The sequence below is a fragment of the Hydrogenophaga sp. genome (genome assembly GCF_019264445.1).
Lineage (GTDB): Bacteria > Pseudomonadota > Gammaproteobacteria > Burkholderiales > Burkholderiaceae_C > Hydrogenophaga.
This window is the reverse complement of the sequence record NZ_JAHVAB010000081.1, coordinates 85,759-108,438: the sequence shown is the minus strand read 5'-3', so window position 1 is coordinate 108,438 and position 22,680 is coordinate 85,759. Positions and strand designations below refer to the sequence as shown.

Genomic DNA, 22,680 nt, shown 5'->3' with positions numbered 1-22,680 from the left:
CGCCAAACCCCACCCGTTCCAGACATCCCATGAGTCCTGCTCACCCTTTAAGCGGTCAGGTGGCCGCCGTCACGGGCGCCGCATCGGGCATCGGTTTTGCGAGCGCCCTGGCGCTGCTGGCCGCGGGTGCCCAGGTCGTGCTGATCGACCGCGACGCCAAAGCCCTGGCCCGAGCCCGCGAAAAACTGGGCCCCGCCGCCCTGCCGCTGGTGCTGGACCTGCTGGACCCCGCGCAATGCGCCTCCCTGCCCGAGCGCATCCTCGGCCTGGCCGGTCAGATCGATATTTTTCACGCCAACGCCGGGCTTTACGTGGGCGGTGACCTGATGGACGCCAGCGACGAAGCGATCGACCGCATGCTCCAGCTCAACGTCAACGTGGTCATGAAGAACGTGCGCGGCGTGCTGGCACACATGATCCCGCGCGGCCGCGGCGACATCATCGTGACCAGCTCGCTCGCCGCGCACTTCCCAACCCCCTGGGAACCGGTTTACGCCTCCTCGAAATGGGCCATTGACTGCTTTGTACAGACGGTGCGCCGGCAGGTGTTCAAACACGGCATCCGCGTGGGCGCCATTTCGCCGGGGCCCGTGATCACCTCGCTGCTGGCTGACTGGCCGGCGGAAAAGCTGGCCGAAGCCAAGGCCAGCGGCAGCCTGATCGACGCGGCCGAAGTCGCTGAAGTGGTGCTCTTCATGCTCACCCGCCCACGCGGCATGACCATCCGCGACGTGGTGATGATGCCCACGAACTTCGACCTCTGACCCTCCCTTTTTTCTCACGATCCTGCGACGCTTTGCTCACCATGAACACCATCCTCCACCTGGGCCTGGGCTCGTTCCACCGCGCGCACCAGGCCGTGTATGTGCACCAGCTGCGCCAGCTGGGCGACACCCGTTGGGCCATTGCCGGTGGCAACCTGCGCCCCGACATGCTGGACACCATCGCCGCGCTGCAGGCGCAAGGCGGCGCCTACACGCTGGAGACCGTGACGCCGCAAGGCGAGCGCAGCTACACCCGCATCACCTCGATCCAGCGCGTGCTGCCGTACCAGGACGATCTGGCACCGCTGGTGGCCGTCGCGGCCGATCCGGCCACGCGCATCATCTCCTTCACCGTCACGGAAGCTGGCTACTACCTCGATGCCCACAACCACCTCGACTGGGCGAGCTTCCCTGACCTGCGCGCCGATCTGGCTGCCGTGAAGAGCGGCGGGGCCGGCCACACGCTATACGGTGGCCTGGTCACGCTGCTGCGCGCGCGCATGCAGACCCAGGCAGGCCCGGTGACGCTGATGAACTGCGACAACCTGCGCCACAACGGTGAGCGCTCGCGCAGCGGCCTGCTGCAATTCATCGAGGCACTGGGCGACACCAGCCTCGCCGACTGGGTGTTGGCCAACACCAGCAGCCCCAACGCCATGGTGGACCGCATCACGCCCCGCCCCACACCCGACGTGGTGCAGCGCGTCAAGGCGGCCACCGGCCAGGACGACCCAGCCGCCCTCATGGGCGAGAGCTTCATCCAGTGGGTCATCGAAGACCGCTTCATCGCAGGCCGACCCGAATGGGAACGCGTGGGCGTGGAGATGGTGGCCTCGGTGGACGCCTTTGAGGAAGCCAAGATTCGCCTGCTCAACGCCACCCACTCCTGCATTGCATGGGCCGGCACGCTGATCGGTCTGCAGTACATCCACGAGGGCACGCAGCAAGCCGTGATCCGCCGCTTCGCCTACGATTACGTGACCTCCGATGTGATCCCCGTGCTGGACACGCCGGAACACCCCTGCCCCATCAACCTGCCCGACTACCGCGATGTGGTGCTCGACCGCTTCAGCAACCCGGCCATCGCCGACACCAACCAGCGCGTGGCCATGGACGGCTTCAGCAAGATTCCGGGCTTCATTGCGCCCACCATCCGCGAGCGCCTGGCGCGCAGCGAGAAAATTGACAGCGTGGCCATGCTGCCCGCGCTGTTTCTGGCCTACCTCCAGCGCTGGCACGCTGGCCAGATCCCCTACACCTACCAGGATCAGGCGATGAAACCCGACGCCGCCCGCGCCATCTGCGACGCAGCTGACCCCGTGCAAGCGTTCTGCGCCGACACGACACTCTGGGGTGAGCTCGCCAGCCATCCCCGGTTGGTGGATGCCGTGCGCGATGCGCGAGACCGGGTGAGCCGCTTCGTTTCAGCGCACACTGGCGTGAGCACCTCACTCACCTGACCCGCACCACGTTGCCTGCCCGCTCCATGACCGTTCGCAGCCGCACTGCCCCCCGCCAGATCAAGCCCGAGCTGGAACACGAGCTGGTCCGCTCACCGAACCTGGGCTACGAATCGTCGACCGACGTGGGCTTTGTGCGCTGCCTCTCGCACGGCTTTCCCACGCCACTGGCCCGCTGGCACTACCACGACGAGTACGAGCTGCACCTGATCACCGCGACCTCGGGCAAGGTCTTCGTGGGCGACTGGATCGGGCCCTTCCAGGCCGGTCAGCTCGTGCTCACAGGGCCGCGCCTGCCGCACAACTGGGTCAGCATGGACATGCCCGAAGGCGGCGTGGCGCTGCGCGACCTGGTGATCCAGTTTTCCCACGAACCGCTGGTGCTTGCGAGCGAAACCATTCCGGAGCTGGCCGAGGTGCTGCCGCTGCTCGAACGCGCCAAACACGGTATCGAGTTCTTTGGACTGTCTGACACCGCCGAGGCCCACTGGCACAAGGTCAAGGGCACGCGGGGCCTCAAGCGGTTCACGGCCTTCTGTGATTTCCTGAGCGATCTGGCGGCCTGCACCGACTACCGCCTGCTCTCCAGCGTGCAGCTGCAAAGCACCGACGATGCCAACGAGCTCGACCAGATTGACGCCGTCGTCAGCCGCATCACCGACCACCTGGCCGACGAGCACTCGGCCGCCGCGCTCGCCAGCGAACTCGGCATGAGCGAGAGCAAGTTCAGCCGGTTTTTCCGCAAGGCCACGGGCAACACCTTCACCGACTTCGTCAACCGTGTGCGCATCAGCCGCGCCTGCCAGTTGCTGATGGACACCGAGCAGCAGATCACCCACATCTGCTACGAGGTGGGCTTCAACAACGTGGCCAACTTCAACCGCCGTTTCCTGGACATCAAGGGCATGACCCCGTCGGAGTTCCGGCGCCAGTCACTCACCCGCTTTCGTGGTTCGAACTGATTCATGTTCCTCGGTCTCGACCTCGGCACGTCCGAACTCAAAGCGCTGCTGCTCACCGACACCCACGAGGTGATCGCCACCGCACGTTCGCCGCTCACCGTGCAACGCCCGCAGCCGCTGTGGGCCGAGCAGGCACCGGCGGACTGGTGGTCTGCGCTGGAAGACGTGATGACGCAGCTGCAGCAGACCCACGCCGCCGAGCTCGCCCGGCTGCAGGGCGTGGGCCTCTCGGGCCAGATGCATGGCGCCGTGCTGCTCGATGAACACGACGCCGTGCTGCGCCCGGCCATCCTGTGGAACGACGGGCGCAGTGGCGCGCAGTGCGAGCAGCTCACCGCTGCCGTGCCCGACCTCGCCGCGATCACCGGCAACCTCGCCATGCCCGGGTTCACCGCCCCCAAGCTGCTGTGGGTGCGCGAGCACGAACCCGCCCTGTTTTCTCGCGTGCGCCGCGTGCTCCTGCCCAAAGACTGGCTTCGCCTGTGCCTCACCGGAGAGGCGGTGAGCGAGATGTCCGATGCAGCCGGCACGCTGTGGCTCGACGGCGCGCGGCGCGACTGGTCCGACACCTTGCTGCAGGCCTGCGGCCTCTCACGCGCGCACATGCCGCGTCTGGTGGAAGGCAGCGAAGTCTCGGCCCTGCTCACCCCCGCCGTCTGTGCACGCTGGGGGCTGCCCGCGCGCGTGCCGGTGGCGGGTGGCGCGGGTGACAACGCGGCCAGCGCCGTGGGCATGGGCCTGGTGCAACCCGGCGAAGGCTTTGTCTCGCTCGGCACCTCGGGCGTGGTCTTCGTCAGCGGCGACCGGTTCCAGCCCAACCCGCAGCGTGCGCTGCACGCCTTCTGCCACGCACTGCCCAACCGCTGGCACCAGATGTCGGTGATGCTGAGCGCGGCCGGCGCGGTGAGCTGGTCAGCGCGAACGCTGGGCTTCGACAACGAAGCCGCACTGCTCGCGGCGGCGGCGCGCCTCACACCCGCCGAGCGCGCCGCAGCGCCGTTGTTTCTGCCCTACCTGAGCGGCGAGCGCACACCCCACAACCAGCCGCTGGCCAGTGGCGTCTGGTTCTGCATGACCGCCAGCCAAGGCCGCGAGGCCTTGGCCTATGCCGTGGCCGAGGGCGTGGGTTTCGGCCTGCGCGACGGTCTGCAGACCCTGAGCACCAGCGAGCCGCCGATGCGCGCCCTCTCGCTGGTGGGCGGTGGCGCGCGCGATACCTGGTGGGCGCAACTGCTGGCCGACACCCTGGGTCTCACACTGCGTGCGCATGCCGGGGGCGAAACCGGCGCAGCGCTGGGAGCCGCCCGGCTGGCCTGGCTGGCGTGCGGGGGCGCCATCGACACGGTGTGCACCACGCCCCCGGTCTCGCGCCGCTTCGAGCCCGACGCCGCGTCCCACGCCGCCCTGGTGCTTCGGCATGCCCGCTTCCAGTCGCTGTACGCCGCGCTGCTGCCTCAGTTTCTCAGCGCTGCGTAGCCCATGACGAAGTGCAGATAAGCTGCGCAGTCATTCACCAGCAGGAGACGCCATGGCCGCCTACATCTACGGCAACATCGAGATCACCAACCCCGAGCTTTACGAGGAATACCGCCGCGAGGTGCCTGCGCTCATCGCCGCACATGGCGGCCGCTACCTGGTGCGCGGCGGCGCGGTCAGCGTGCTCGAAGGCACGGGTGTGCCGCAGCGCCAGGTGATCCTGGAGTTTCCCGACATGTCCCACCTGCAGGCCTTCTACCACTCGCCCGAGTACCAGCGCCTGGTGGCGATCCGCCAGCGCGCAGCCAGCGGGACGCTGTTCGCCATCGAAGGCTACTGAACACGGTCAGGCCTGCGGGTCGGTCATTGGCTTCTGCGCAGCGGGTGCGCCCATCACGCTGTACCAGTCGACCTTGCGCGTGGCGATCATGATGGCGGCGAGCACGCCGAAGAGCAGCAGCGAACCCATCATCAGCGCGTTGTCCTCCGACACCAGAATGCCGTAGAGCACGCCATACAGCGCCACCAGCAGGCCGCTCATGAGCAACCCTGGCGCCCAGCCTCCCAGTACATGCCGCAGGTAGTGCGCGAGCAGGCCAATGCAGGCGATGCTGGCCACGGTGTACGCCCACACGAAATCCAGGTGTTCGGAGATGGAGAGCAGCAGCAGGAAAAACAACACCAGCGCGGCGCCGATCATCAAGTACTGCATGGGGTGGACGCGCCAGCGCTTCACCATCTCCAGCACGAAGAAGGCCGCGAAGGTGAGCACGATGAACATCATTCCGTACTTGGTGGCGCGCTCGGTCATGCGATAGACGTCCACCGGGTTGTCCAGCGAGACCGAGAAGCTCTCGGGTTCGCGCCGTGGTTCACCCTGTTGCTGGACAAACTGCTGCTGCGCCTGGGTCGAGAGGGACGGCACGCTCCATGCGGCATCAAAGCCCTGCGCGCTCACCGCTCGCGTGCGCGGCAGAAAGTCACCGCCGAAGCTGGGGTGAGGCCAGGTGGACTGCAGCTGCACGCGGTTCTCGTCGGCCAGCGGCACCCAGCCGATGCGCTCGGTGCCCGCCAGGTCCAGCTGCAGCTCGAAGGGCAGCACCGCGCCCGGGCGCAACTGCGCCACCTCCAGCGACGCGGCCAAGGGCAGCGGCAGGCGTTGCGCGGCAGGCGCTGGCGCCACGGCCACCGCACGCCCCTCCACTTTCAACTGCGGCGCGTTCAGCAGGCCGCGCAGATCGCTCACGCCCATCAGCAGGCGCGGCTGACCCAGGTTGATCTGGCCATTTTTCTCTTTGGGCTCCACATCGCTCCACACGAAACGGCCGCTGCTATGGTTCAAGCTCGTGTACACGGTGATCGGGAACACGCCGCGCCAGCGCGTTTCGGTGGCAAGCTGGCTGCGGGTCTCCATCAACGTGGGGAAGCGGATCACGGCGTGCGCCTGCGTGACGCGTTCCTCTCGGGTGTGGCCACTGTCGCCCACGGCCACGGTGCGTGTGAAGGTCTCGGTGTAGGGCACATAGAGCACAGGGCCGGTGATGGTCTGTGCACCGGCATGCGCGCGCGCCACCTCCTGGGTGGCCGCCTCGCGGTTCAGGCTGCGCTCCTGGATCACGTCGCGCACCATCATCAGGGGAATGGACAGCAAAAGCATCAGCAGGCCAATGACCAGGACTTTGCTGAGCAGGGGGTATTTGTTCAATTCGGGCTCCGTGGTGAGAACCCGGCCAGTCTCGCGGTCGCCCTCGAAGCGGGCGTGCGCTGCCAGAGCGTTTTGTGAAGCCGGTGTGAAACGCTTCAGGCGGGCAAACGCCAGCGGGCGAGGCAACCGGTGGGCTGCGAGACGTTTTCCACCCACACCTGCCCGCCGTGCAGATCGCTCACTTCTTTCACCAGGCACAGACCGAGGCCCGAGCCCTTGTCTCCCGTCTCGCCACGCGGCAGCGAGTAGAAGCGCTCAAAAAGGCGCTCACGCGCGTAGTCCGGAATGCCCGGCCCCTGGTCGCGCACCGACCACTCCAGCTGGTCGCCTTCGGCCCGCAGGTGCAGCCACAGCTCGCCGTGCGCGGGTGAAAAATCGATCGCGTTGTCCAGCAGGTTCTGCAAGGCCTGACCGATCAGGAACGGATCACCGCGCACCACATGCCCCTGCCCCAGCTCATCGCGGACCCGAATTGATTTGAGGCGAAGGCGCGGTTCAAGTCGCGCCAACAGTTCGCGGGTGAGCGCGCTCAGGTCCACCGGCTCGCGCGTAGCCAGCCCGCGCATCTGCTCCACATGGGCCAGCTGCAGCAGCTTGTCCACCAGCAACCGCAGGCGCTCGGCCTGGCGCTGGATGTTCCCGGCAAAGCGCTGGCGGTCTGCGGATGCCAGTTCTTCCTGCAGCAGTTCCGCGGCCCCGCGTATCGCAGCCAGCGGGCTTTTGAGTTCGTGGGTGAGCGTGTGCACATAGCTCTCCACATAGGCCTTGTCTTCCAGCTTGAGCCGCATGCGCTCCAGTGCGCCCGCCAGATCGCTGAACTCCGTGCTGCCACTCAGGCGCCCGAGCACGGGCAAGGGCGCTCGCTCGCCGCGCGACACGGCGTTGGCATAACCACGCAGCCGAGAGAGCGAACTCGCGATCCACCAGCTGAACAGCACGCCGATGAGCAGTGACAAGCCGAGCAACACCCAAGACCAGCGCAGGATGCGCTGCTCGCTGCGATCAATGTAGGGCTGCAGGCGCTGGTTGGGCCGGGAGACTGTGAGCACGCCGATGATGCGGTCGCCATCGCGAATGGGGGCGGCCACGTGCATGACAGTGTTGTCCACGTCGTAAGGGCTCGCGGGGCTGGAGCGCGCGCCGTACTCGCCGCGCAGGGTGCGCACCACATCGTTCCAGCGCGAATGGTCCTGGCCCACCGCCTCGGGCTGCGTGTCGAAGCGCACGATGCCCTGGGCATCGGTGATGCTGATGCGGTAGTCGATGCGGTCCTTGCTGAAGCCTCCGATGTGGGCGCCCGGCCTGGCGGCGTGCAGGCCCTGCAGGGAGCGGGCAAAGAAGCCGTCGGCCATCGTGCCCGCCTTCATGTCTGGCGTGGCCAGCTGCGCGAGCGTGTACGCCGCGTCAATCAGGCTGTCTTCCATGGCCAGGCGCGTGCCGGGCTTGACTTCGTCGAGCAGCACGCGCAGCACCACGAACAGGGAGATCCCCAGCACGAGAAAGAAGCCGAGCAGGAGCCGCAGGCCGATGCGCATGGTGATTCAGTCCGGCAGGCGCAACGAATAACCCATGTGGCGGTGCGTCTGGATCACCTCGCCCTGCAAGCCTTGGTCGCGCAGCTTGGCGCGCAGCAGTTTGACGTGCGCATCCACCGTGCGGTCGGAGGTGTGCGGCGCCCCGCCCCACACGAGCTCCATCAGCTCGGTCCGCGAAAAGATGCGCTGCGGCCGCCGCAGCAACGTGGCCAGCAGCAGGAATTCATACCGGGTCAACGCCAGTACCTGCCCCGCACACACGATGCGCTGCGCCTGCTCATCCAGCTTGAGGGCGACTCCGGCGGACGCAGGGGCCATTGGCGCCAGGGCGGACGCCGCGGCTGCGCTTCGGCGCAGGATCGCACGCACACGCGCGCAGACTTCGCGAGGCGAAAAGGGCTTCACCACATAGTCATCGGCGCCCAACTCCAGACCGAGCACGCGATCGATTTCCTCGTGGCGCGCGGTCAGGAACACGATGGGCAGATCGCTCGATTTGCGGATCGCGCGGCACACATCGAAGCCGCTGCCATCGGGCACACCGACATCGAGAATGGCCAGGTCGGGTGGGGTCTTCTCGTGCGCGGTGAGCGCCTCGCGCGCCAGGCGCACATGGGTGACATCGAAGCTCTCGCTGTGCAGCGCGTAGATCAGCGTGTCGGCAATGGCCTGCTCGTCTTCCAGCAGCAGAATGCGCTTGCGCATGGGGTTCCCGGCGGTCAGATGGAGCGGGCATCTTACCTGCGCCGCATGGCTGAAAAGCAGGCTCTGAGGGCCGTCCAAAGGCTCCCGAGCGCGTCACAGCTGGTTACGTGGCCGACCTTTGAACGCACGCCCGCTTCACACGGGAGCGGGATAATCCAGCCCCATGCTTGAGCTCACCCCGCGCCGCACGGCCATCGTCCTGGCGTTTGCCGCCGTCACCATCGTGGCGCTGCCGGTGCCCGCCTCGACCTTCGATCTGCCGTCCCTGGACCGCATCGTCCGCTACCAGCCGAAACTGCCGCTACAGGTCTACACGGCCGATGGTGAAGAGATCGCGCAGTTCGGTACCGAACGGCGCGAATACCTGCCCCTTTCAAAGATTCCACCCTTGATGCAGCAGGCCGTGCTGGCCGTGGAGGACGCGCGCTTTCGCGAGCACTCGGGTGTCGACCCCAAAGGCATGATGCGCGCGCTGGTGGCGGCCGTCACTGGCGGGCGCAAGCAGGGCGCGTCCACCATCACGCAGCAGCTCGTGCGCACCATGCTGCTCACCCGCGAGTTTTCTGCCGAGCGCAAGGCCAAGGAAATCTGGCTCGCGCTCAAGCTCGAAGACGAACTCTCCAAAGACCGCATCCTGGAGATCTACCTCAACGAAATCTTTCTGGGCCAGCGTGCCTATGGCTTTGCAGCGGCGTCGCAGATTTACTTCGGCAAACCCCTGGACAAACTCTCGCTGGCCGAAACCGCCATGCTCGCGGGTCTGCCGCAGAACCCCTACTACGCCAACCCGGTGGCCAACTTCGAGCGCGCCACGCAGCGCCAGCGCGTGGTGCTCGAGCGCATGCGCGCCACCGAGGTGATCAACGACCAGCAACTCGCCGCCGCGCGCGCCGAGAAGCTCACCATCCGGACGCCGGGCACGCGCAGCGTGCACGCGGCCCACGTGGCCGAAATGGCACGGCGTGCAGTGGTCGAGCGCTTCGGCACCGAGGCCTACTCCAGCGGCCTGCGTGTCACCACGTCGCTGCGCGCCGCCGACCAGCGCGCGGCGCACACCGCAGTGCAGCGCGGCGTGATGGCGTTTGACCGCCGGGGCGCCTGGCGCGGCCCGGAAGACACCGAATCCCTGCCTGCGGGCAACGGCGCCGAGCTGGAGCGCGCGGCCGCCGAAGCGCTGAAAGACCACCGCGACGACGAAACCCTGCGGGTGGGCATCGTGCTCGCCGCCAGCCCCAAGGCCGTTCAGGTTCAGCTGGCCAGTGGTGAGCGCGTCGACGTGCAGGGCGAAGGCCTTCGCTGGGCGCAGCGCGCGCTGGACCCCAAGGCCAAGGCACCGCTGAAGATCGGTCGCGGCGCCGTCGTGCGCGTGGTCAGCAGCACCAGCAAAACCAAAGGCAAGACGACCACCACCTGGGCCCTCTCGCAATGGCCGGAGGCCGAAGCGGCGCTGGTGTCGCTGGATCCGCAAACCGGCCGCGTGCGCGCGCTGGTGGGCGGGTTCGACTTCACCAACCAACCCTTCAACCACGTCACGCAGGGCTGGCGCCAACCTGGCTCGGCGTTGAAACCGCTGCTCTACTCCGCCGCCCTGGAAGCGCGCGTGATGCCGGCCACGCTGGTCGACGACCTGCCGTTCACCGCCGCCAACGGCTGGAGCCCGAACAACGCCAGTGGCGAGCACCAGGGACCGATCACGGTGCGCGAAGCGCTCACGCGTTCGAGTAACCTGGCCAGCGTGCGCGTGCTGCAGCACACCGGCACACAGCCCGCACGGGACTGGACCGGGCGCTTTGGGCTGGACGTGGCGCGACAGCCCAACGACCTCACCCTGGCGCTGGGCACCGGCAGCGCCACACCGCTGCAGATGGCGCAGGCCTACGCCACGCTGGCCAATGGCGGCTGGCCCGTGACGCCCGTGGTCATCGAAAAGATCACCGATGCGCAAGGCAAGGTGCTGTTTGAAGCGCCCCCACCCGCCCCGCTGACAGAAGACACGCGTGTCATTCCAGCGCGCAACGCCTTCGTGGTGGGCAGCCTGCTCAACGACGTGACCCGCACCGGCACCGCGGCGCGCGCGCAAGCGCTGCTCAAACGACCCGACCTGTACGGCAAGACCGGCACCACCAACGACGCCGTGGACGCCTGGTTTGCCGGCTACCAGCCCACGCTGGCCACCGCCGTGTGGGTGGGTTACGACAAGCCGCGCAGCCTGGGTGGCCACGAATCGGGCGGGCGCATCGCGCTGCCGATCTGGATCGACTACATGGGCGCGGCGCTCAAGGGCGTGCCCGTGGCGCAGCCACCCGCGCCACCAGACGGCCTGGTGCGCGAAGGCGATGACTGGCTGTACGCCGAGTGGCGAGAAGGCGGCTGGGTGTCCGCGATTTCGGACACCAGCGGCGTTCAGTACAAGACGAACTTCGGCAACGAAATCGGCAAGGCCTTCAGCTCGTTTGGTGCGTGGCTGCGGGGCGAATCGAAGCCCTGATCAAGCCGCGCAGATGCGCGCCTTGGCTTCGGCGTATTCGCGCTTGAAGCGCGCCACCAGCTCGGCCGCAGGCAACACCTCGCGGATGGCGCCGATGCCCTGACCGCAGCCCCAGATGTCGCGCCAGGCCTTGGCGGCGTTGGCGCCTTCACCGGTGGAGAAGTTCATCTTGCTCGGGTCGCTCACGGGCAGGTTGTCCGGGTCCATGCCGGCGTTCTTGATGCTGCCCTTGAGGTAGTTGCCGTGGATACCGGTGTAGAAGTTGCTGTACACGATGTCGTCCGAGTTCGACGTCGTGATCATCTCCTTGTAGCCGTCCACCGCGCGCGCCTCTTCGGTGGCGATGAACGCCGAGCCGATGTAGGCCAGGTCGGCGCCCATGGCCTGCGCGGCCAGAATGGCGCCGCCCGAGGCGATGGAGCCCGACAGCGCCACCGGGCCGCCAAACCATTCGCGGATTTCCTGCACCATGGCAAACGGGCTCTTCACGCTGGCGTGTCCGCCTGCACCAGCGGCCACGGGAATGAGGCCATCGGCACCCTTCTCGATCGCCTTGTGCGCAAACACGTTGTTGATCACGTCGTGCATCACGATGCCACCCCAGCTGTGCACGCCCTGGTTCACGTCTTCACGCGCCCCCAGGCTGGTGATGATGATCGGCACCTTGTACTTGGCGCACAGCTGCATGTCGTGCTCCAGGCGGTCGTTGCTCTTGTGCACGATCTGGTTAATGGCAAACGGCGCAGCCTTGTTGTCGGGGTGTGCCTTGTCGTGCGCCGCCAGTGCCTCGGTGATCTCGGCCAGCCACTCGTCAAGCTGGGATGCGGGGCGCGCGTTGAGCGCAGGCATGGAGCCCACCACGCCGGCCTTGCATTGGGCGATCACGAGCTTGGGATTGCTGATGATGAACAGCGGCGAGCCGATCACCGGAAACTTCAGGTTCTTCAGAACAGGTGGCAGGCTGCGGGCGGGTGCGGTCATGGTGTCTCCGTCGGGGTGGTTCGGTTCAGAACGATTCAATGGCGAGCGCGGTCACGGCCTCGGCACCGTGCACGATGCTGTCGCGCACACCGGGTGCGCGGCTGAGGATGTGATCGGCATAAAAACGCGCTGTCGTGATCTTGGCCTGCATGAATGCGGTGTCCTGTCCCTTGGCGGACAAGTCCTCGGCCACCATCAGCGCGCGCGCCATCTGCCAGCCCGCCATGAGATTGCCTGCGAGCATGAGGTAGGGCACGCTGCCCGCAAACGCGGCGTTGGGGTTGGACTTGGTGTTGGCAGCGATGAACTCCACCACCTCGACGAACGCCTCGCGCGCGGCCTTCAGGCGCAGGTGCACGGCCTTGGCGTTGGCGCTGCTGCGCTGCGCCAGTTCGGCTTCCGTCTTTTCGATCTGCGCGGCGATGGCCTTGGCGCCGGTGCCGCCATCGCGGGCGGTCTTGCGGCCCACGAGGTCGTTGGCCTGGATCGCCGTGGTGCCTTCGTAGATGGTGAGGATCTTGGCGTCGCGGTAGTACTGCGCCGCGCCGGTTTCTTCAATGAAGCCCATGCCACCGTGCACCTGCACGCCCAGGCTCGTGACTTCGAGACTCATCTCCGTGCTGTAGCCCTTGACCAGCGGCACCAGGAATTCGTAGAAAGCCGCGTTCTGCTTGCGCACTTCGGCATCGGCGTGGTGATGCGCGGCGTCGTAGGCGGCGGCCGCCACGCTGGCCATGGCGCGGCAACCTTCGGTGGAGGCGCGCATGGTCATGAGCATGCGCTTGACATCGGGGTGGTGAATGATGGGCGCAGCCGCGTTCATCGAGCCATCGACAGGACGGCTCTGGACGCGGTCCTTCGCATAGCCCACGGCCTTCTGGTAGGCGCGCTCTGCAATCGCGATGCCCTGCACACCCACGGCATAGCGCGCGGCGTTCATCATGATGAACATGTACTCCAGCCCCCTGTTCTCCTGACCCACCAGGAAGCCCGTGGCGCCGCCATGGTCGCCGTACTGCAGCACGGCCGTGGGGCTCGCCTTGATGCCCATCTTGTGCTCGATGCTCACACAGTGCACGTCGTTGCGCGCGCCGAGCGAACCGTCTTTGTTCACCATGAACTTGGGCACCACAAACAGGCTGATGCCTTTCACGCCCTCGGGCGCGCCGGTCACGCGCGCCAGCACGAGGTGCACGATGTTCTCGGCCATGTCGTGCTCACCGTAGGTGATGTAGATCTTGGTGCCGAACACCTTGTAGCTGCCGTCGGGCTGCGGCTCGGCGCGGCTGCGCACGGCGGCCAGATCGGAGCCGGCCTGCGGCTCGGTCAGGTTCATGGTGCCGGTCCACTGGCCGCTCACCAGCTTCTCGAGATAGGTGGCCTTGAGCTCGTCGCTGCCGGCGGTCAACAGGGCTTCGATCGCGCCGTCGGTGAGCAGCGGGCACAGCGCAAAGCTCATGTTGGCGCTGTTCAGGATCTCGCCACAGGCGGCGCCGATGGTCTTGGGCAGGCCCTGGCCGCCGAAGTCGGTCGGGTGCTGCAGGCCCTGCCAGCCGCCTTCGGCGTATTGCTTGAAGGCTTCCTTGAAACCCGGCGTGGTGGTCACCGAGCCATCTTTGAAGAACGAGGGGTTCTTGTCCCCCTCCCAGTTCAGCGGCGCAATCACGCCCTCATTGAGCTTGGCGCACTCTTCGAGCACGGCTTGCGCGGTTTCCAGGCCGGCATCTTCAAAACCCGGCAACCGTGCGACTTCGTCGATGAGGGCCAGGTGCTCGATATCGAAAAGCATGTCCTTGAGGGGTGCGGTGTAGCTCATCGTCATGTCTCCATGAAATTCAAGTGTTCAGATACAGCAAGGGCATCGCGAACGATGCCCTTGTGCTGGTGAGAGGGCTCAGAGCGCCTTGATCAATTCCGGCACGGCCTCAAACAGGTCGGCCTCCAGGCCGTAGTCCGCCACCGAGAAGATCGGGGCTTCGGGGTCCTTGTTGATCGCCACGATCACCTTGGAGTCCTTCATGCCGGCCAGATGCTGGATGGCGCCGGAGATGCCGGCTGCGATGTACAGCTGGGGCGCCACGATCTTGCCCGTCTGCCCCACCTGCCAGTCGTTGGGCGCGTAGCCCGCGTCCACCGCCGCACGGCTGGCGCCCAGCGCCGCACCGAGCTTGTCGGCCAGCGGCGTCATGACCTCGTTGAACTTCTCCGCGCTGCCCAGCGCGCGACCACCCGAGACGATGATCTTGGCCGCGGTGAGCTCGGGGCGGTCGCTCTTGGCGATCTCGCTGCCCACGAACTGGCTCTTGCCGTCATCGGCGGCGGCCGTGGCGGCTTCCACCGCTGCGCTGCCGCCGGTGGCCGCAGCCGGGTCGAAGCCCGTGGTGCGCACGGTGATGACCTTGGTGGCGTCAGCGGCCTGCACGGTGGCAATCGCGTTGCCCGCGTAGATGGGACGCTCGAAGGTGTCGGCGCTCACCACCTTGGTGATGTCGCTGACCTGGCCCACGTCCAGCGTGGCGGCCACGCGCGGCGCGACGTTCTTGCCGCTGGCGGTGGCGGGGAACAGGATGTGGCTGTAGTTGCCGGCGATGGTCAGCACCTGCGCGGCCACGTTCTCGGCCAGCCCATGCTCGAAGCCCGGGGCATCGGCGTGGATCACCTTGGCCACGCCAGCAATCTGGCTGGCGGCCTTCGCTGCTTCGGCAGCGTTGTGCCCGGCCACGAGCACATGCACGTCACCACCGCACTGGGCGGCGGCAGTCACGGTGTTGAGGGTTGCGCCCTTGATGGTGGCGTTGTCGTGTTCGGCAATAACGAGTGCGGTCATTTGTTCGGTCCTCAGATCACTTTGGCTTCGGTCTTGAGCTTGCTCACCAGCGTGGCCACGTCGGGCACCTTGATGCCGGCACCGCGCTTGGGCGGCTCGCTGACCTTCAGGGTCTTGATGCGCGGGGCCACATCCACACCGAGGTCTTCGGGCTTGAGCGTCTCCAGCGGCTTCTTCTTGGCCTTCATGATGTTGGGCAGCGTCACGTAGCGCGGCTCGTTCAGGCGCAGGTCGGTGGTGATCACCGCAGGCAGCGTGATCGAGAGGGTCTCCAGACCGCCGTCCACTTCACGCGTGACATTCGCCTTGCCATCGGCCACTTCCACCTTCGATGCAAACGTGGCTTGCGGCAGCCCGGCCAGCGCCGCTAGCATCTGCCCGGTCTGGTTGCAGTCGTCGTCAATGGCCTGCTTGCCCAGGATGACGAGCTGGGGTTGCTCCTTGTCCACCAGTGCCTTGAGCAGCTTGGCCACGGCCAGCGGCTGCAGCTCGGCGGTGGTCTCGACCAGGATGGCGCGGTCGGCACCAATGGCCATCGCGGTGCGCAGCGTTTCCTGGCACTGCGTCACACCGCAGGAGACCGCGATCACTTCCGTGACCACGCCCTTTTCCTTCAGGCGCACGGCTTCTTCCACCGCGATCTCGTCAAACGGGTTCATGCTCATCTTGACGTTGGCAATGTCCACGCCACTGCCGTCGCTCTTGACGCGTACCTTGACGTTGTAATCCACCACGCGCTTGACGGGGACGATGACCTTCATGTTGGGCTGCTCCTGATGATTGGAAAAATGTCGTCACGAATTGACGTGCACGTCAATTCGCGGATTGTATGCCGCGGGTCTCGCACTCCTCCGCTTAAACCCCAGGGGGTACGGTACGAAGGAATAAAAGAACGATCGTGCTTTTTTGCGATTGTAGGCGCTATCCGCCTTGCTGGGAAGACGCATGCGCGAAACGCAGAAGCAGCCGCCATCGACAGGCGGCTGACGCGACTCAATTCTTAAGAGATTGTCAAAACGGCTGCGTCACCGCTGGTCCATCGATATATTCGTGAAAAACATTCAGGGAACCCCTTGTCCTATTTGCCCAAGCCACATGCGCATTGCCGTCATTGATGACGATCCAGCGCAACTGGATCTGGTCAAGGCAGTCGTCGCATCCATGGGACACGACTGCCATCTTTTTGAGAACGCCAACGCGTTGATGCGCGTTTTGCCGAAGGAGACGTTTGACCTGTTCATCGTCGACTGGGGCCTGCCCGACGTGACCGGCATCGACGTCATTCGTGCCCTGCGCCGAATGGCCATGACGCCTGTCCCGATCCTGATGATGACCAACCGCAGCGACGAGCGGGACATCGTCGAGGGACTCGGCGCAGGTGCCGATGACTACATGGTCAAGTCGTCGCGCGTGGTCGAACTGCGCGCGCGCCTGATGGCCTTGCTGCGCCGCGGCGGGCACATTCCGCCTTCAAACGAACTGGTCTGGGGGCCCTACCGGTTTCTGGTTCAGGACCGCAGCGTGAGCCTGCTCGGGGTGGAAGTCACTGGCCTCAACGCCAAGGAGTATGAGCTCGCGCTCATCATGTTCCACAACCTGGGCCGCCTGCTTTCGCGCGCGCACCTGATTGAATCGGTGTGGGGCATTGACGCGGACATCTCGTCGCGCTCGCTGGACGTGTACATGTCGCACGTGCGCAGCAAACTGCGCCTGCGCGCGGACAACGGCTACAAGCTGGTGTCTGTGTACAACCATGGCTACCGCCTCGAAGATGTGGGCGTGCCGCCAGCGGCGCTGCCCAGCACCACATGAAACGCCTTCCCTGCACCTGCGCCGGACTGCGCTGCGCGATCCTCTTCGCTGTGGCGGTCATGGGCGGATCAACGCTCGCCCAAGCCGAGCACGTGCACACCGTGCAGCCCGGGGACAACCTGTACGAACTCTCGCGGCGTTATCTGGAAGACCCCGCGCAGTGGAGGCAACTGCAACGCATCAACCGCGTCAGCGACCCGCGCCGGCTGATGCCGGGCAGCACGCTGCGGATTCCTGCCAGCCTGGCGCGCGCGCAGTCCGCCGTTGCAGACGTGCTGCATGTCGCTGCGCCGGTAGGCGTGCAGGTGGAGCCCACGGCGGCTTCCGCGCCACTGCTGACGGGCGCACGCGTGGGAGAAGGTGCACAGATCGATGTGGGCGAGGGCGGATTTGTGACCTTGCGCCTGGCCGACGGCTCGCTGGTGCGGCTGCCAGGCGGCACCCGTGCGCGCCTGCGCGAACTGCGGCATGCCCCCGCTGCGGGTCACGTTCAGTCGCGCATCCAGATCGAGCAAGGTCGCGTGGATGCCACTGTGACGCCCCTGCCCACGCCGCGCAGCCGCTTTGAGGTGTTCACGCCGCGCGCGGTGGGCGGCGTGCGCGGCACCACCTTTGGCGTGGCCGTTGGCCCCGGCGGCGACCTGATTGGCGATGTGCGCGAAGGCGCCATCGAGGTGCGTTCACTCGCTGCGTCGCGCGGTGCGCCCGCCCTGGTGCGAGCGGGTCAGGGTGCCCGTGTGGGCGCTGCCGTCAGCGTGGCGTCCTTGTTGGCTGCACCGGATCTTTCAAGTGTTCCAGACGTGCTGGAAGACATCGCCCGACTTGAACTGCCGCTGGCGCGCGATGCCGGTGCGCAGGCGTGGCACGTGCGCGTGTCCACCGACGAAGCGGCACAGAACGTGGTGCGCAACGCCACGTTCAATGAACCCCTGGCGCGTTTTGCGGGGGTGGACGACGGCAACTATCTGGTCTCGGTGCGCGCCCTCGACGCACAAGGCATTCCGGGTGCGCAGGCGGTTCGACGCGTGGTGGTCAATGCGCGTCCCCAGGCGCCGTTGTTGCTGGAACCCCGACCGGGCAGCCGGGCCGTGGCGCCCATGGTGGAGCTGTCGTGCACCGAGACGGGTGGTGTTGTGGGCTACCGCTTTCAGGTCGCACGCGATGCCGCTTTCAAGGACCTCGTCGCGCAAACGCCCGACCTTGACCGCTGCCAGCATGTCGTGCGCACGCTGCAACCGGGCGCCTACCTGTGGCGGGTGGCTGCGGTGGCGCTCGATGCACAAGGGCAGCGCGACCAGGGCCCTTTCAGTGCGCCCGTGCCGTTCGAGGTCATCGCGCTGCCACCCACGCCCGATGCACCCCGCACGCGCAGCGGTGGTGCGGACACGCTCGCGGTGGCCTGGGGCGCCAGCCCCGGCGGCCCCTGGACCCATCAGCTGCAGATCGCGCGCGATGCAGCCTTCGCCCAGTTGCTCGACGACCAGCGGCTCGCCAGCCCGTCGTTCACGCGACCGATGCCCGCCGCAGGCACCTACCACCTGAGGGTGCGGCAGATCGATGCACAAGGTCTGGCAGGCGCCTGGAGCGCGTCACAACGACTCGACGTGCAGGCACGCGTGACCACCTCGGACGCCCAGCCGCTACACAGCTCCGATGGCCGCGCGGTGCGGCCTGGCACGCACTGATCGCCGCGTGGACACGCGCCCCGCCACCGAACCCCTCACCTCGCAACTGCTGGAGCCGATCGCGCGCGCGCGCCGCCCGCGCACGCGCTGGCTCGAATGGTGTCTGCTCGCCGTGTTGCTGCTGGCAGCCGTGGTGGCACTGGTGTGTTCTCGGGGCCTGGAGCACATGGATCTGGCGTTGAACGACCAGCTGTCAAGGCTGGGCAGGCAGGCCGTATCGCCCGACATCGTGATCGTGGCGATCGACGACCAGAGCCTGAACGAGGTGGGCCGATGGCCCTGGCGGCGGGCGATTCACGCCGCAGCGCTGGACCAGATCACCGCCGCCGGACCGCGCGCCGTGGGCCTGGACCTGATCCTCGTGGAGCCGGGTCTTGAAGACCCTCTGGACGACACCTTGCTCGCCGATGCCATGGCGCGCAACGGCAAGGTCGTTCTGCCGATGGTGCTGATGGACGCGCAGGGCACGGGCCGCCTGGCGCGGGCAAGCCCGGTGCCCGAGCTGGCGGCATCGGCCCTGGCCACGGGTCACATCCACCTCGAAATCGACAACGACGGCATCGTGCGCAGCACCTTTTTGCGCGAAGGCGATGGCCAGACCTGGTGGGACCATTTTTCGCTCGCCGTGCTGCGCGCAGGCGGCTTCACGCCCGCGCACACACTGCCTGGCCTGCGCGCCCCGGCCGCGCACCCGCCAAGCCCCGGGGCATGGCAGCGCGACCACTGGATTCAGATTCCCTTTGCCGGACCCGCAGGCAGCTTTGCGCGGGTGTCCTACGCGGACGTGCTCAAGGGCAAGGTACCTGCCGCGCAGCTGGCGGGCAAGTACGTGCTTGTGGGCGCCACCGCCGCAGGCATGGGCGATGCCTACGCCACGCCACGGTCAGGCCAGGCCGAGTTGATGCCCGGCGTGGAGATCGCGGCCAACGTGATGAACGCCCTGTTGCTGGACCAGCGTCTGGTGCGCGCCAGCGCCTGGCAAAACGCCTGGTTCACCGCCGTTCCCGTGGCCTTGGCGCTGCTGGCCGTGCTGCTGCTGACGCCCACCGCATCGCTGCTGGTCAGCGGCGCGCTGTTGCTGGTGATCCTGGCCGCCACGGCTGCTGCGCCCAGCACACTCGGCGTGCAGTTTGCCCCCACGGCCGCGTTGCTGGGCGTGCTGCTTGCGTACCCGCTGTGGGTGTGGCGCAGGCTGCGCGCCGCCATGGGTTATTTGCTCGAAGAGTTCCAGCGCATGGAGACGCGCCGGGAACTGCCGACCATGCTGCCTGCCGCGCGCTCTGGCGACCTGCTCGACAGGCACATCGATGCCCTGCAAAACGCCTCGGCCCAACTGCGCAACCTCAACCGCTTTGTGGGCGAGACGCTCAACAGCCTGCCAGACGCCACCCTGATTGCCGATGCCAACGGCCAGGTGCTGGCCGCCAACCAGGCCGCGCACCGGTATTTCGCCGACCGCCAGGTGGCTCGGCTGCGGGGCCAACACTTGAGCGCGCTGCTCGAAGGCGTCTACCGCGCCGGCACGGCGCAACAACCGGTGTTCGACACCGAACGGCTGGCGGGCGAACCCGAGCCCTGGGGCTCGGAAGCCCGCGACGCCGACGGGCGCGACCTGCTCGTTCGCCTCGTGCCCTGCTTCAACACCGATGGCCAGACCACGAGCTGGATCGCCAGCCTGGTGGACATCACACCGATTCGGGAAGCCGAACGCCAGCGCGATGTGGCGCTGCGCTTCATCTCGCACGACATGCGCTCGCCGCAGTCTTCCATCCTCGCGCTGCTGGCCGTGCAGCGACTCGACCCGGACATGCCGGTGCCGCAGGACACCCTGGAGCGCATCGAACGCCATGCGCGGCGCACCCTCGATCTGGCCGAAGAGTTTGTGCAGCTCGCGCGCGCCGAATCGAGCGCGTACCAGATGAGCACCGCCGATCTGGTGGATCTGCTGGACGACGCCGTGGACGAGACGTGGCCGCAGGCGCAGGCGCGCGGCGTGCGCATCGAAGTGCAGCGCCCCGACGGTCCTGCGCTGTGTGAAGCCGACCGCGGCCTGCTCGGCCGCGCCTTGACCAACCTGCTGGGCAACGCGGTGAAGTACACCGCCGCGCACACCACCGTCTCATGCGGTGTGCAGCGGGCTGGCAGCGCGTGGCGCGTGTCCGTCACCGACCAGGGCCCCGGCATGACGGCCGAAGAGCAGCAACGCCTGTTCCGGCCATTCAGCAGGCTTGACCACGAGCAGAGCGCCACACGCGGCGTGGGACTGGGGTTGGCGTTCGTGCGCACCGTGGTCGAACGCCACGGCGGGCACATTCAGGTGAGCAGCGAACCCGGCCGCGGCTCCACCTTTCACTTCACGCTCGCGGCCAGCGAATCCCGCGCGCCCTGAAGCCACCCGGCTGCGCTGTGGCGTCGCTCTGTTATGCGACTGTTAAAGCGTTTGTGTTCGAAGGCGGCACTCACTACGCTGGCGCTTCGCATCCGAATTTCGTAGACCCCATGAGCACCCCAACGACACACCGCCCCCCGATAGCGCATGCACCGGGCGGCGAGGCCGCCGCGGTGGCGACCACCATGAGACGGGTCGGCGGTGTTGCCCAATTGCTGTTCAGCCGCCAGGACCCCGAACGGGCGAATGCCATGGCGCTTGAGCTCGCGCGCGCCAGCGCCAGCAGCTCAGGCCTGGACGACCCTGTGCGCGCCTGGGACTCGCCCCTGCAAGTGGACCGCGGGCTGGGCCGCGCCCGGCGCGTGCAGCGACTGGTCAACAGCCCGGTGTGGCAAAGCAACCCCAGCCCGCTGCGCAACGGCAAGGCGCCCAATGAGAGCACGGCCGACTACCTGTTTGCCACGGTGATGAACCTCAAGCACCGCTTGCCGCTCTCGGACGCCGCGCACGTGTTCCGCCTCTGGTACCTCGCCACCCGGGCGGTGACGCCGCCCGACAACGCCACGCGCCTGTTTGGCGATCTGCGCACCCTGGCCGAACACGAACAGCTCGCGGCCGGCGAACGCGTGCTGCACACCATGGGGATCGCAGCGGCGCACGGGCCATCGTCGCGGCCCCGTCTGCCGCTTCAGCGCTCCGAAGCCTTGCCTGCCAACCCCTGAGCAAGGCGCGGTCCGAGGGCCATCCGGGTAAGTCTGTAGCAGACGCACGCAGGCCATCGCCTATAGTGATTTCGCCGGCCTGCATCGGGCTGCGCTCACTGTGATCGCCCTCCCAGGAGACCTTGAATGAATGCTCGCAGCCTTAGCCGTGCCCTGCTGTTTGCCACCGCTGTTTCAGGCGGCGTGGCCTCGGCGCAGACGGTGTTCACCGTCTCCAGCTGGGTTCCACCCGCGCACACCCTGAGCACGGTGCAGAAGAACTGGTGTGACCTGCTGGAGAAGGAAAGCGCAGGCCGCATGAAATGCAACATCCTGCCCAAAGGGGTGGCCGCCGCTCCCGGCACCTTCGACGCGGTGCGCGACGGCCTGGCCGACATCTCCTACACGGTCGACGGCTACACGCCCGGGCGCTTCATCAACACGCAGGTCGCGGAATTCCCGTTCCTGGGCAACAGTGCCACGGCCACCTCGGTGGCCTATCAGCGCATCTACAGCAAATACTTCGCGCCACTGGGCGAGCACCGGGGCGTCAAGGCGCTGGCGGTGTTCACCCATGGCCCAGGCATCATCTTCACCACCAAACAACCGGTGGCCAGCGCCGCCGACGCCGCCAAGCTCAAGTTCCGCATCGGTGGCGGCAACATCAACGAGCTCTCCAAGGCCATGGGCTGGAACACCACCCTCAAGCCCGCGCCCGAATCCTTCGAGATGTTGTCCACCGGCGTGATGGACGGCACCTTCTTCCCCGACGAATCGGTGGCGTCGTTCAAGCTCAGCATGGTGCGCCACGCCACCACCTTCCCGGGCGGCCTGTACAACACCAGCTTCGTCTTCATGATGAACCAGGCCAAGTACAACGCGCTGTCGCCGCAAGACAAGGCTGTGGTCGACAAGCTCTCCGGCGAAACCGCCGCGCGCATGTTCGGCGAAGGCTGGGACAAGGTGGATGCCGCCAGCCGCGAACTGCAGAAAACCCAGGGCGTGACCCGCATCGTGGCCGACAAGGCCTTCGTGAAGGCCGTGATGGACAAACAGGACTACCTGGAAACCAAATGGGCCGCCAGCGCCCAGGTGAAGGGCCTGCAAAACCCCAAGGCCGTGCTGGCCGAGTTCCGCGCCGAGATCGCGAAAGTCAAGTAAGTCCCCCGCTTGCACACCGGCCGGTCGGG

At 66.9% G+C, this 22,680-nt stretch carries 18 protein-coding genes; 11 read left to right on the top strand and 7 right to left on the bottom strand.

Annotated features, from left to right (window positions below):
• Positions 1-29: 29 nt before the first annotated feature.
• Genes KXJ60_RS18775 through KXJ60_RS18755 form a run of 5 tightly spaced genes read left to right on the top strand, consistent with a single transcriptional unit; the run spans position 30 to position 5,002 of the window.
• Positions 30-764, top strand: a complete 735-nt coding sequence (locus KXJ60_RS18775) for an SDR family oxidoreductase (protein ID WP_291131405.1) — start codon at positions 30-32, stop codon at positions 762-764.
• Between the two features lie 41 nt (positions 765-805).
• Entirely contained in the window at positions 806-2,224 is a 1,419-nt protein-coding gene (gene dalD, locus KXJ60_RS18770) for a D-arabinitol 4-dehydrogenase (RefSeq protein WP_291131403.1), read from the top strand.
• 26 nt (positions 2,225-2,250) lie between these two features.
• Positions 2,251-3,186: an AraC family transcriptional regulator gene (locus KXJ60_RS18765; protein ID WP_291131401.1), complete on the top strand. Its 936-nt coding sequence runs from the start codon at positions 2,251-2,253 to the stop codon at positions 3,184-3,186.
• A gap of 3 nt (positions 3,187-3,189) precedes the next feature.
• Positions 3,190-4,662 carry a xylulokinase gene (gene xylB, locus KXJ60_RS18760; RefSeq protein WP_291131399.1) on the top strand — a complete coding sequence of 491 codons (1,473 nt, stop codon included), beginning with the start codon at positions 3,190-3,192 and terminating at the stop codon, positions 4,660-4,662.
• 52 nt (positions 4,663-4,714) lie between these two features.
• A complete protein-coding gene (locus KXJ60_RS18755; protein ID WP_291131397.1) occupies positions 4,715-5,002 on the top strand; it encodes a DUF1330 domain-containing protein in 288 nt (95 codons plus the stop codon).
• A 6-nt stretch (positions 5,003-5,008) separates the two neighbouring features.
• Here KXJ60_RS18755 and creD read toward each other — a convergent pair whose 3' ends face one another.
• The 3 genes from creD to creB form a co-directional block, all read right to left on the bottom strand.
• Positions 5,009-6,367 carry a cell envelope integrity protein CreD gene (creD, locus tag KXJ60_RS18750; RefSeq protein ID WP_291131396.1) on the bottom strand — a complete coding sequence of 453 codons (1,359 nt, stop codon included), beginning with the start codon at positions 6,365-6,367 and terminating at the stop codon, positions 5,009-5,011.
• A gap of 95 nt (positions 6,368-6,462) precedes the next feature.
• Positions 6,463-7,902 carry a two-component system sensor histidine kinase CreC gene (creC, locus tag KXJ60_RS18745; protein WP_291131394.1) on the bottom strand — a complete coding sequence of 480 codons (1,440 nt, stop codon included), beginning with the start codon at positions 7,900-7,902 and terminating at the stop codon, positions 6,463-6,465.
• Positions 7,903-7,908: 6 nt separating this feature from the next.
• Complete coding sequence (gene creB, locus KXJ60_RS18740) at positions 7,909-8,607, bottom strand: two-component system response regulator CreB (protein WP_291131393.1); 699 nt, start codon at positions 8,605-8,607, stop codon at positions 7,909-7,911.
• 163 nt (positions 8,608-8,770) lie between these two features.
• Between creB and KXJ60_RS18735 the strand changes: the two genes are divergently transcribed.
• Positions 8,771-11,095: a PBP1A family penicillin-binding protein gene (locus KXJ60_RS18735; RefSeq protein ID WP_291131392.1), complete on the top strand. Its 2,325-nt coding sequence runs from the start codon at positions 8,771-8,773 to the stop codon at positions 11,093-11,095.
• Here the strand turns inward: KXJ60_RS18735 and KXJ60_RS18730 are convergent, their stop codons facing one another.
• The 4 genes from KXJ60_RS18730 to KXJ60_RS18715 form a co-directional block, all read right to left on the bottom strand.
• On the bottom strand, positions 11,096-12,076 hold the full coding sequence (locus KXJ60_RS18730) for a nitronate monooxygenase family protein (RefSeq protein ID WP_291131390.1): 981 nt from the start codon (positions 12,074-12,076) through the stop codon (positions 11,096-11,098). It lies immediately after the preceding gene.
• 25 nt (positions 12,077-12,101) lie between these two features.
• The gene (locus KXJ60_RS18725; RefSeq protein WP_291131388.1) at positions 12,102-13,892 is read right to left on the bottom strand and encodes an acyl-CoA dehydrogenase; all 1,791 of its coding nucleotides are present in this window, start codon (positions 13,890-13,892) and stop codon (positions 12,102-12,104) included.
• Between the two features lie 78 nt (positions 13,893-13,970).
• Positions 13,971-14,903: an FAD-binding protein gene (locus KXJ60_RS18720; RefSeq protein WP_291131386.1), complete on the bottom strand. Its 933-nt coding sequence runs from the start codon at positions 14,901-14,903 to the stop codon at positions 13,971-13,973.
• Between the two features lie 11 nt (positions 14,904-14,914).
• Positions 14,915-15,664 (bottom strand): electron transfer flavoprotein subunit beta/FixA family protein, encoded by a 750-nt coding sequence (locus KXJ60_RS18715; protein WP_291131384.1) that lies wholly within the window; start codon positions 15,662-15,664, stop codon positions 14,915-14,917.
• 334 nt (positions 15,665-15,998) lie between these two features.
• Between KXJ60_RS18715 and KXJ60_RS18710 the strand changes: the two genes are divergently transcribed.
• The 5 genes from KXJ60_RS18710 to KXJ60_RS18690 all read left to right on the top strand — a co-directional run bounded on the left by KXJ60_RS18710 (position 15,999) and on the right by KXJ60_RS18690 (position 22,651).
• Positions 15,999-16,715, top strand: a complete 717-nt coding sequence (locus tag KXJ60_RS18710; protein ID WP_291131382.1) for a response regulator transcription factor — start codon at positions 15,999-16,001, stop codon at positions 16,713-16,715.
• On the top strand, positions 16,712-18,400 hold the full coding sequence (locus KXJ60_RS18705; RefSeq protein ID WP_291131380.1) for a FecR domain-containing protein: 1,689 nt from the start codon (positions 16,712-16,714) through the stop codon (positions 18,398-18,400). The genes KXJ60_RS18710 and KXJ60_RS18705 overlap by 4 nt, the downstream gene beginning before the upstream one ends.
• Positions 18,401-18,407: 7 nt before the next feature.
• Positions 18,408-20,789, top strand: a complete 2,382-nt coding sequence (locus KXJ60_RS18700) for a CHASE2 domain-containing protein (protein WP_291131378.1) — start codon at positions 18,408-18,410, stop codon at positions 20,787-20,789.
• A 185-nt stretch (positions 20,790-20,974) separates the two neighbouring features.
• Positions 20,975-21,511 carry a hypothetical protein gene (locus tag KXJ60_RS18695; protein ID WP_291131377.1) on the top strand — a complete coding sequence of 179 codons (537 nt, stop codon included), beginning with the start codon at positions 20,975-20,977 and terminating at the stop codon, positions 21,509-21,511.
• Positions 21,512-21,637: 126 nt separating this feature from the next.
• A complete protein-coding gene (locus KXJ60_RS18690; protein WP_291131375.1) occupies positions 21,638-22,651 on the top strand; it encodes a TRAP transporter substrate-binding protein in 1,014 nt (337 codons plus the stop codon).
• Positions 22,652-22,680 lie beyond the last annotated feature (29 nt).

What these genes read in the sequence shown, in the direction of transcription:
- KXJ60_RS18775 (WP_291131405.1), top strand. Translation starts at nt 30, where the DNA reads ATGAGTCCTGCTCACCCTTTAAGCGGTCAGGTGGCCGCCGTCACGGGC.
- dalD (WP_291131403.1), top strand. Translation starts at nt 806, where the DNA reads ATGAACACCATCCTCCACCTGGGCCTGGGCTCGTTCCACCGCGCGCAC.
- KXJ60_RS18765 (WP_291131401.1), top strand. Translation starts at nt 2,251, where the DNA reads ATGACCGTTCGCAGCCGCACTGCCCCCCGCCAGATCAAGCCCGAGCTG.
- xylB (WP_291131399.1), top strand. Translation starts at nt 3,190, where the DNA reads ATGTTCCTCGGTCTCGACCTCGGCACGTCCGAACTCAAAGCGCTGCTG.
- KXJ60_RS18755 (WP_291131397.1), top strand. Translation starts at nt 4,715, where the DNA reads ATGGCCGCCTACATCTACGGCAACATCGAGATCACCAACCCCGAGCTT.
- creC (WP_291131394.1), bottom strand. Translation starts at nt 7,902, where the DNA reads ATGCGCATCGGCCTGCGGCTCCTGCTCGGCTTCTTTCTCGTGCTGGGG.
- creB (WP_291131393.1), bottom strand. Translation starts at nt 8,607, where the DNA reads ATGCGCAAGCGCATTCTGCTGCTGGAAGACGAGCAGGCCATTGCCGAC.
- KXJ60_RS18735 (WP_291131392.1), top strand. Translation starts at nt 8,771, where the DNA reads ATGCTTGAGCTCACCCCGCGCCGCACGGCCATCGTCCTGGCGTTTGCC.
- KXJ60_RS18730 (WP_291131390.1), bottom strand. Translation starts at nt 12,076, where the DNA reads ATGACCGCACCCGCCCGCAGCCTGCCACCTGTTCTGAAGAACCTGAAG.
- KXJ60_RS18725 (WP_291131388.1), bottom strand. Translation starts at nt 13,892, where the DNA reads ATGAGCTACACCGCACCCCTCAAGGACATGCTTTTCGATATCGAGCAC.
- KXJ60_RS18720 (WP_291131386.1), bottom strand. Translation starts at nt 14,903, where the DNA reads ATGACCGCACTCGTTATTGCCGAACACGACAACGCCACCATCAAGGGC.
- KXJ60_RS18715 (WP_291131384.1), bottom strand. Translation starts at nt 15,664, where the DNA reads ATGAAGGTCATCGTCCCCGTCAAGCGCGTGGTGGATTACAACGTCAAG.
- KXJ60_RS18710 (WP_291131382.1), top strand. Translation starts at nt 15,999, where the DNA reads ATGCGCATTGCCGTCATTGATGACGATCCAGCGCAACTGGATCTGGTC.
- KXJ60_RS18705 (WP_291131380.1), top strand. Translation starts at nt 16,712, where the DNA reads ATGAAACGCCTTCCCTGCACCTGCGCCGGACTGCGCTGCGCGATCCTC.
- KXJ60_RS18695 (WP_291131377.1), top strand. Translation starts at nt 20,975, where the DNA reads ATGAGACGGGTCGGCGGTGTTGCCCAATTGCTGTTCAGCCGCCAGGAC.
- KXJ60_RS18690 (WP_291131375.1), top strand. Translation starts at nt 21,638, where the DNA reads ATGAATGCTCGCAGCCTTAGCCGTGCCCTGCTGTTTGCCACCGCTGTT.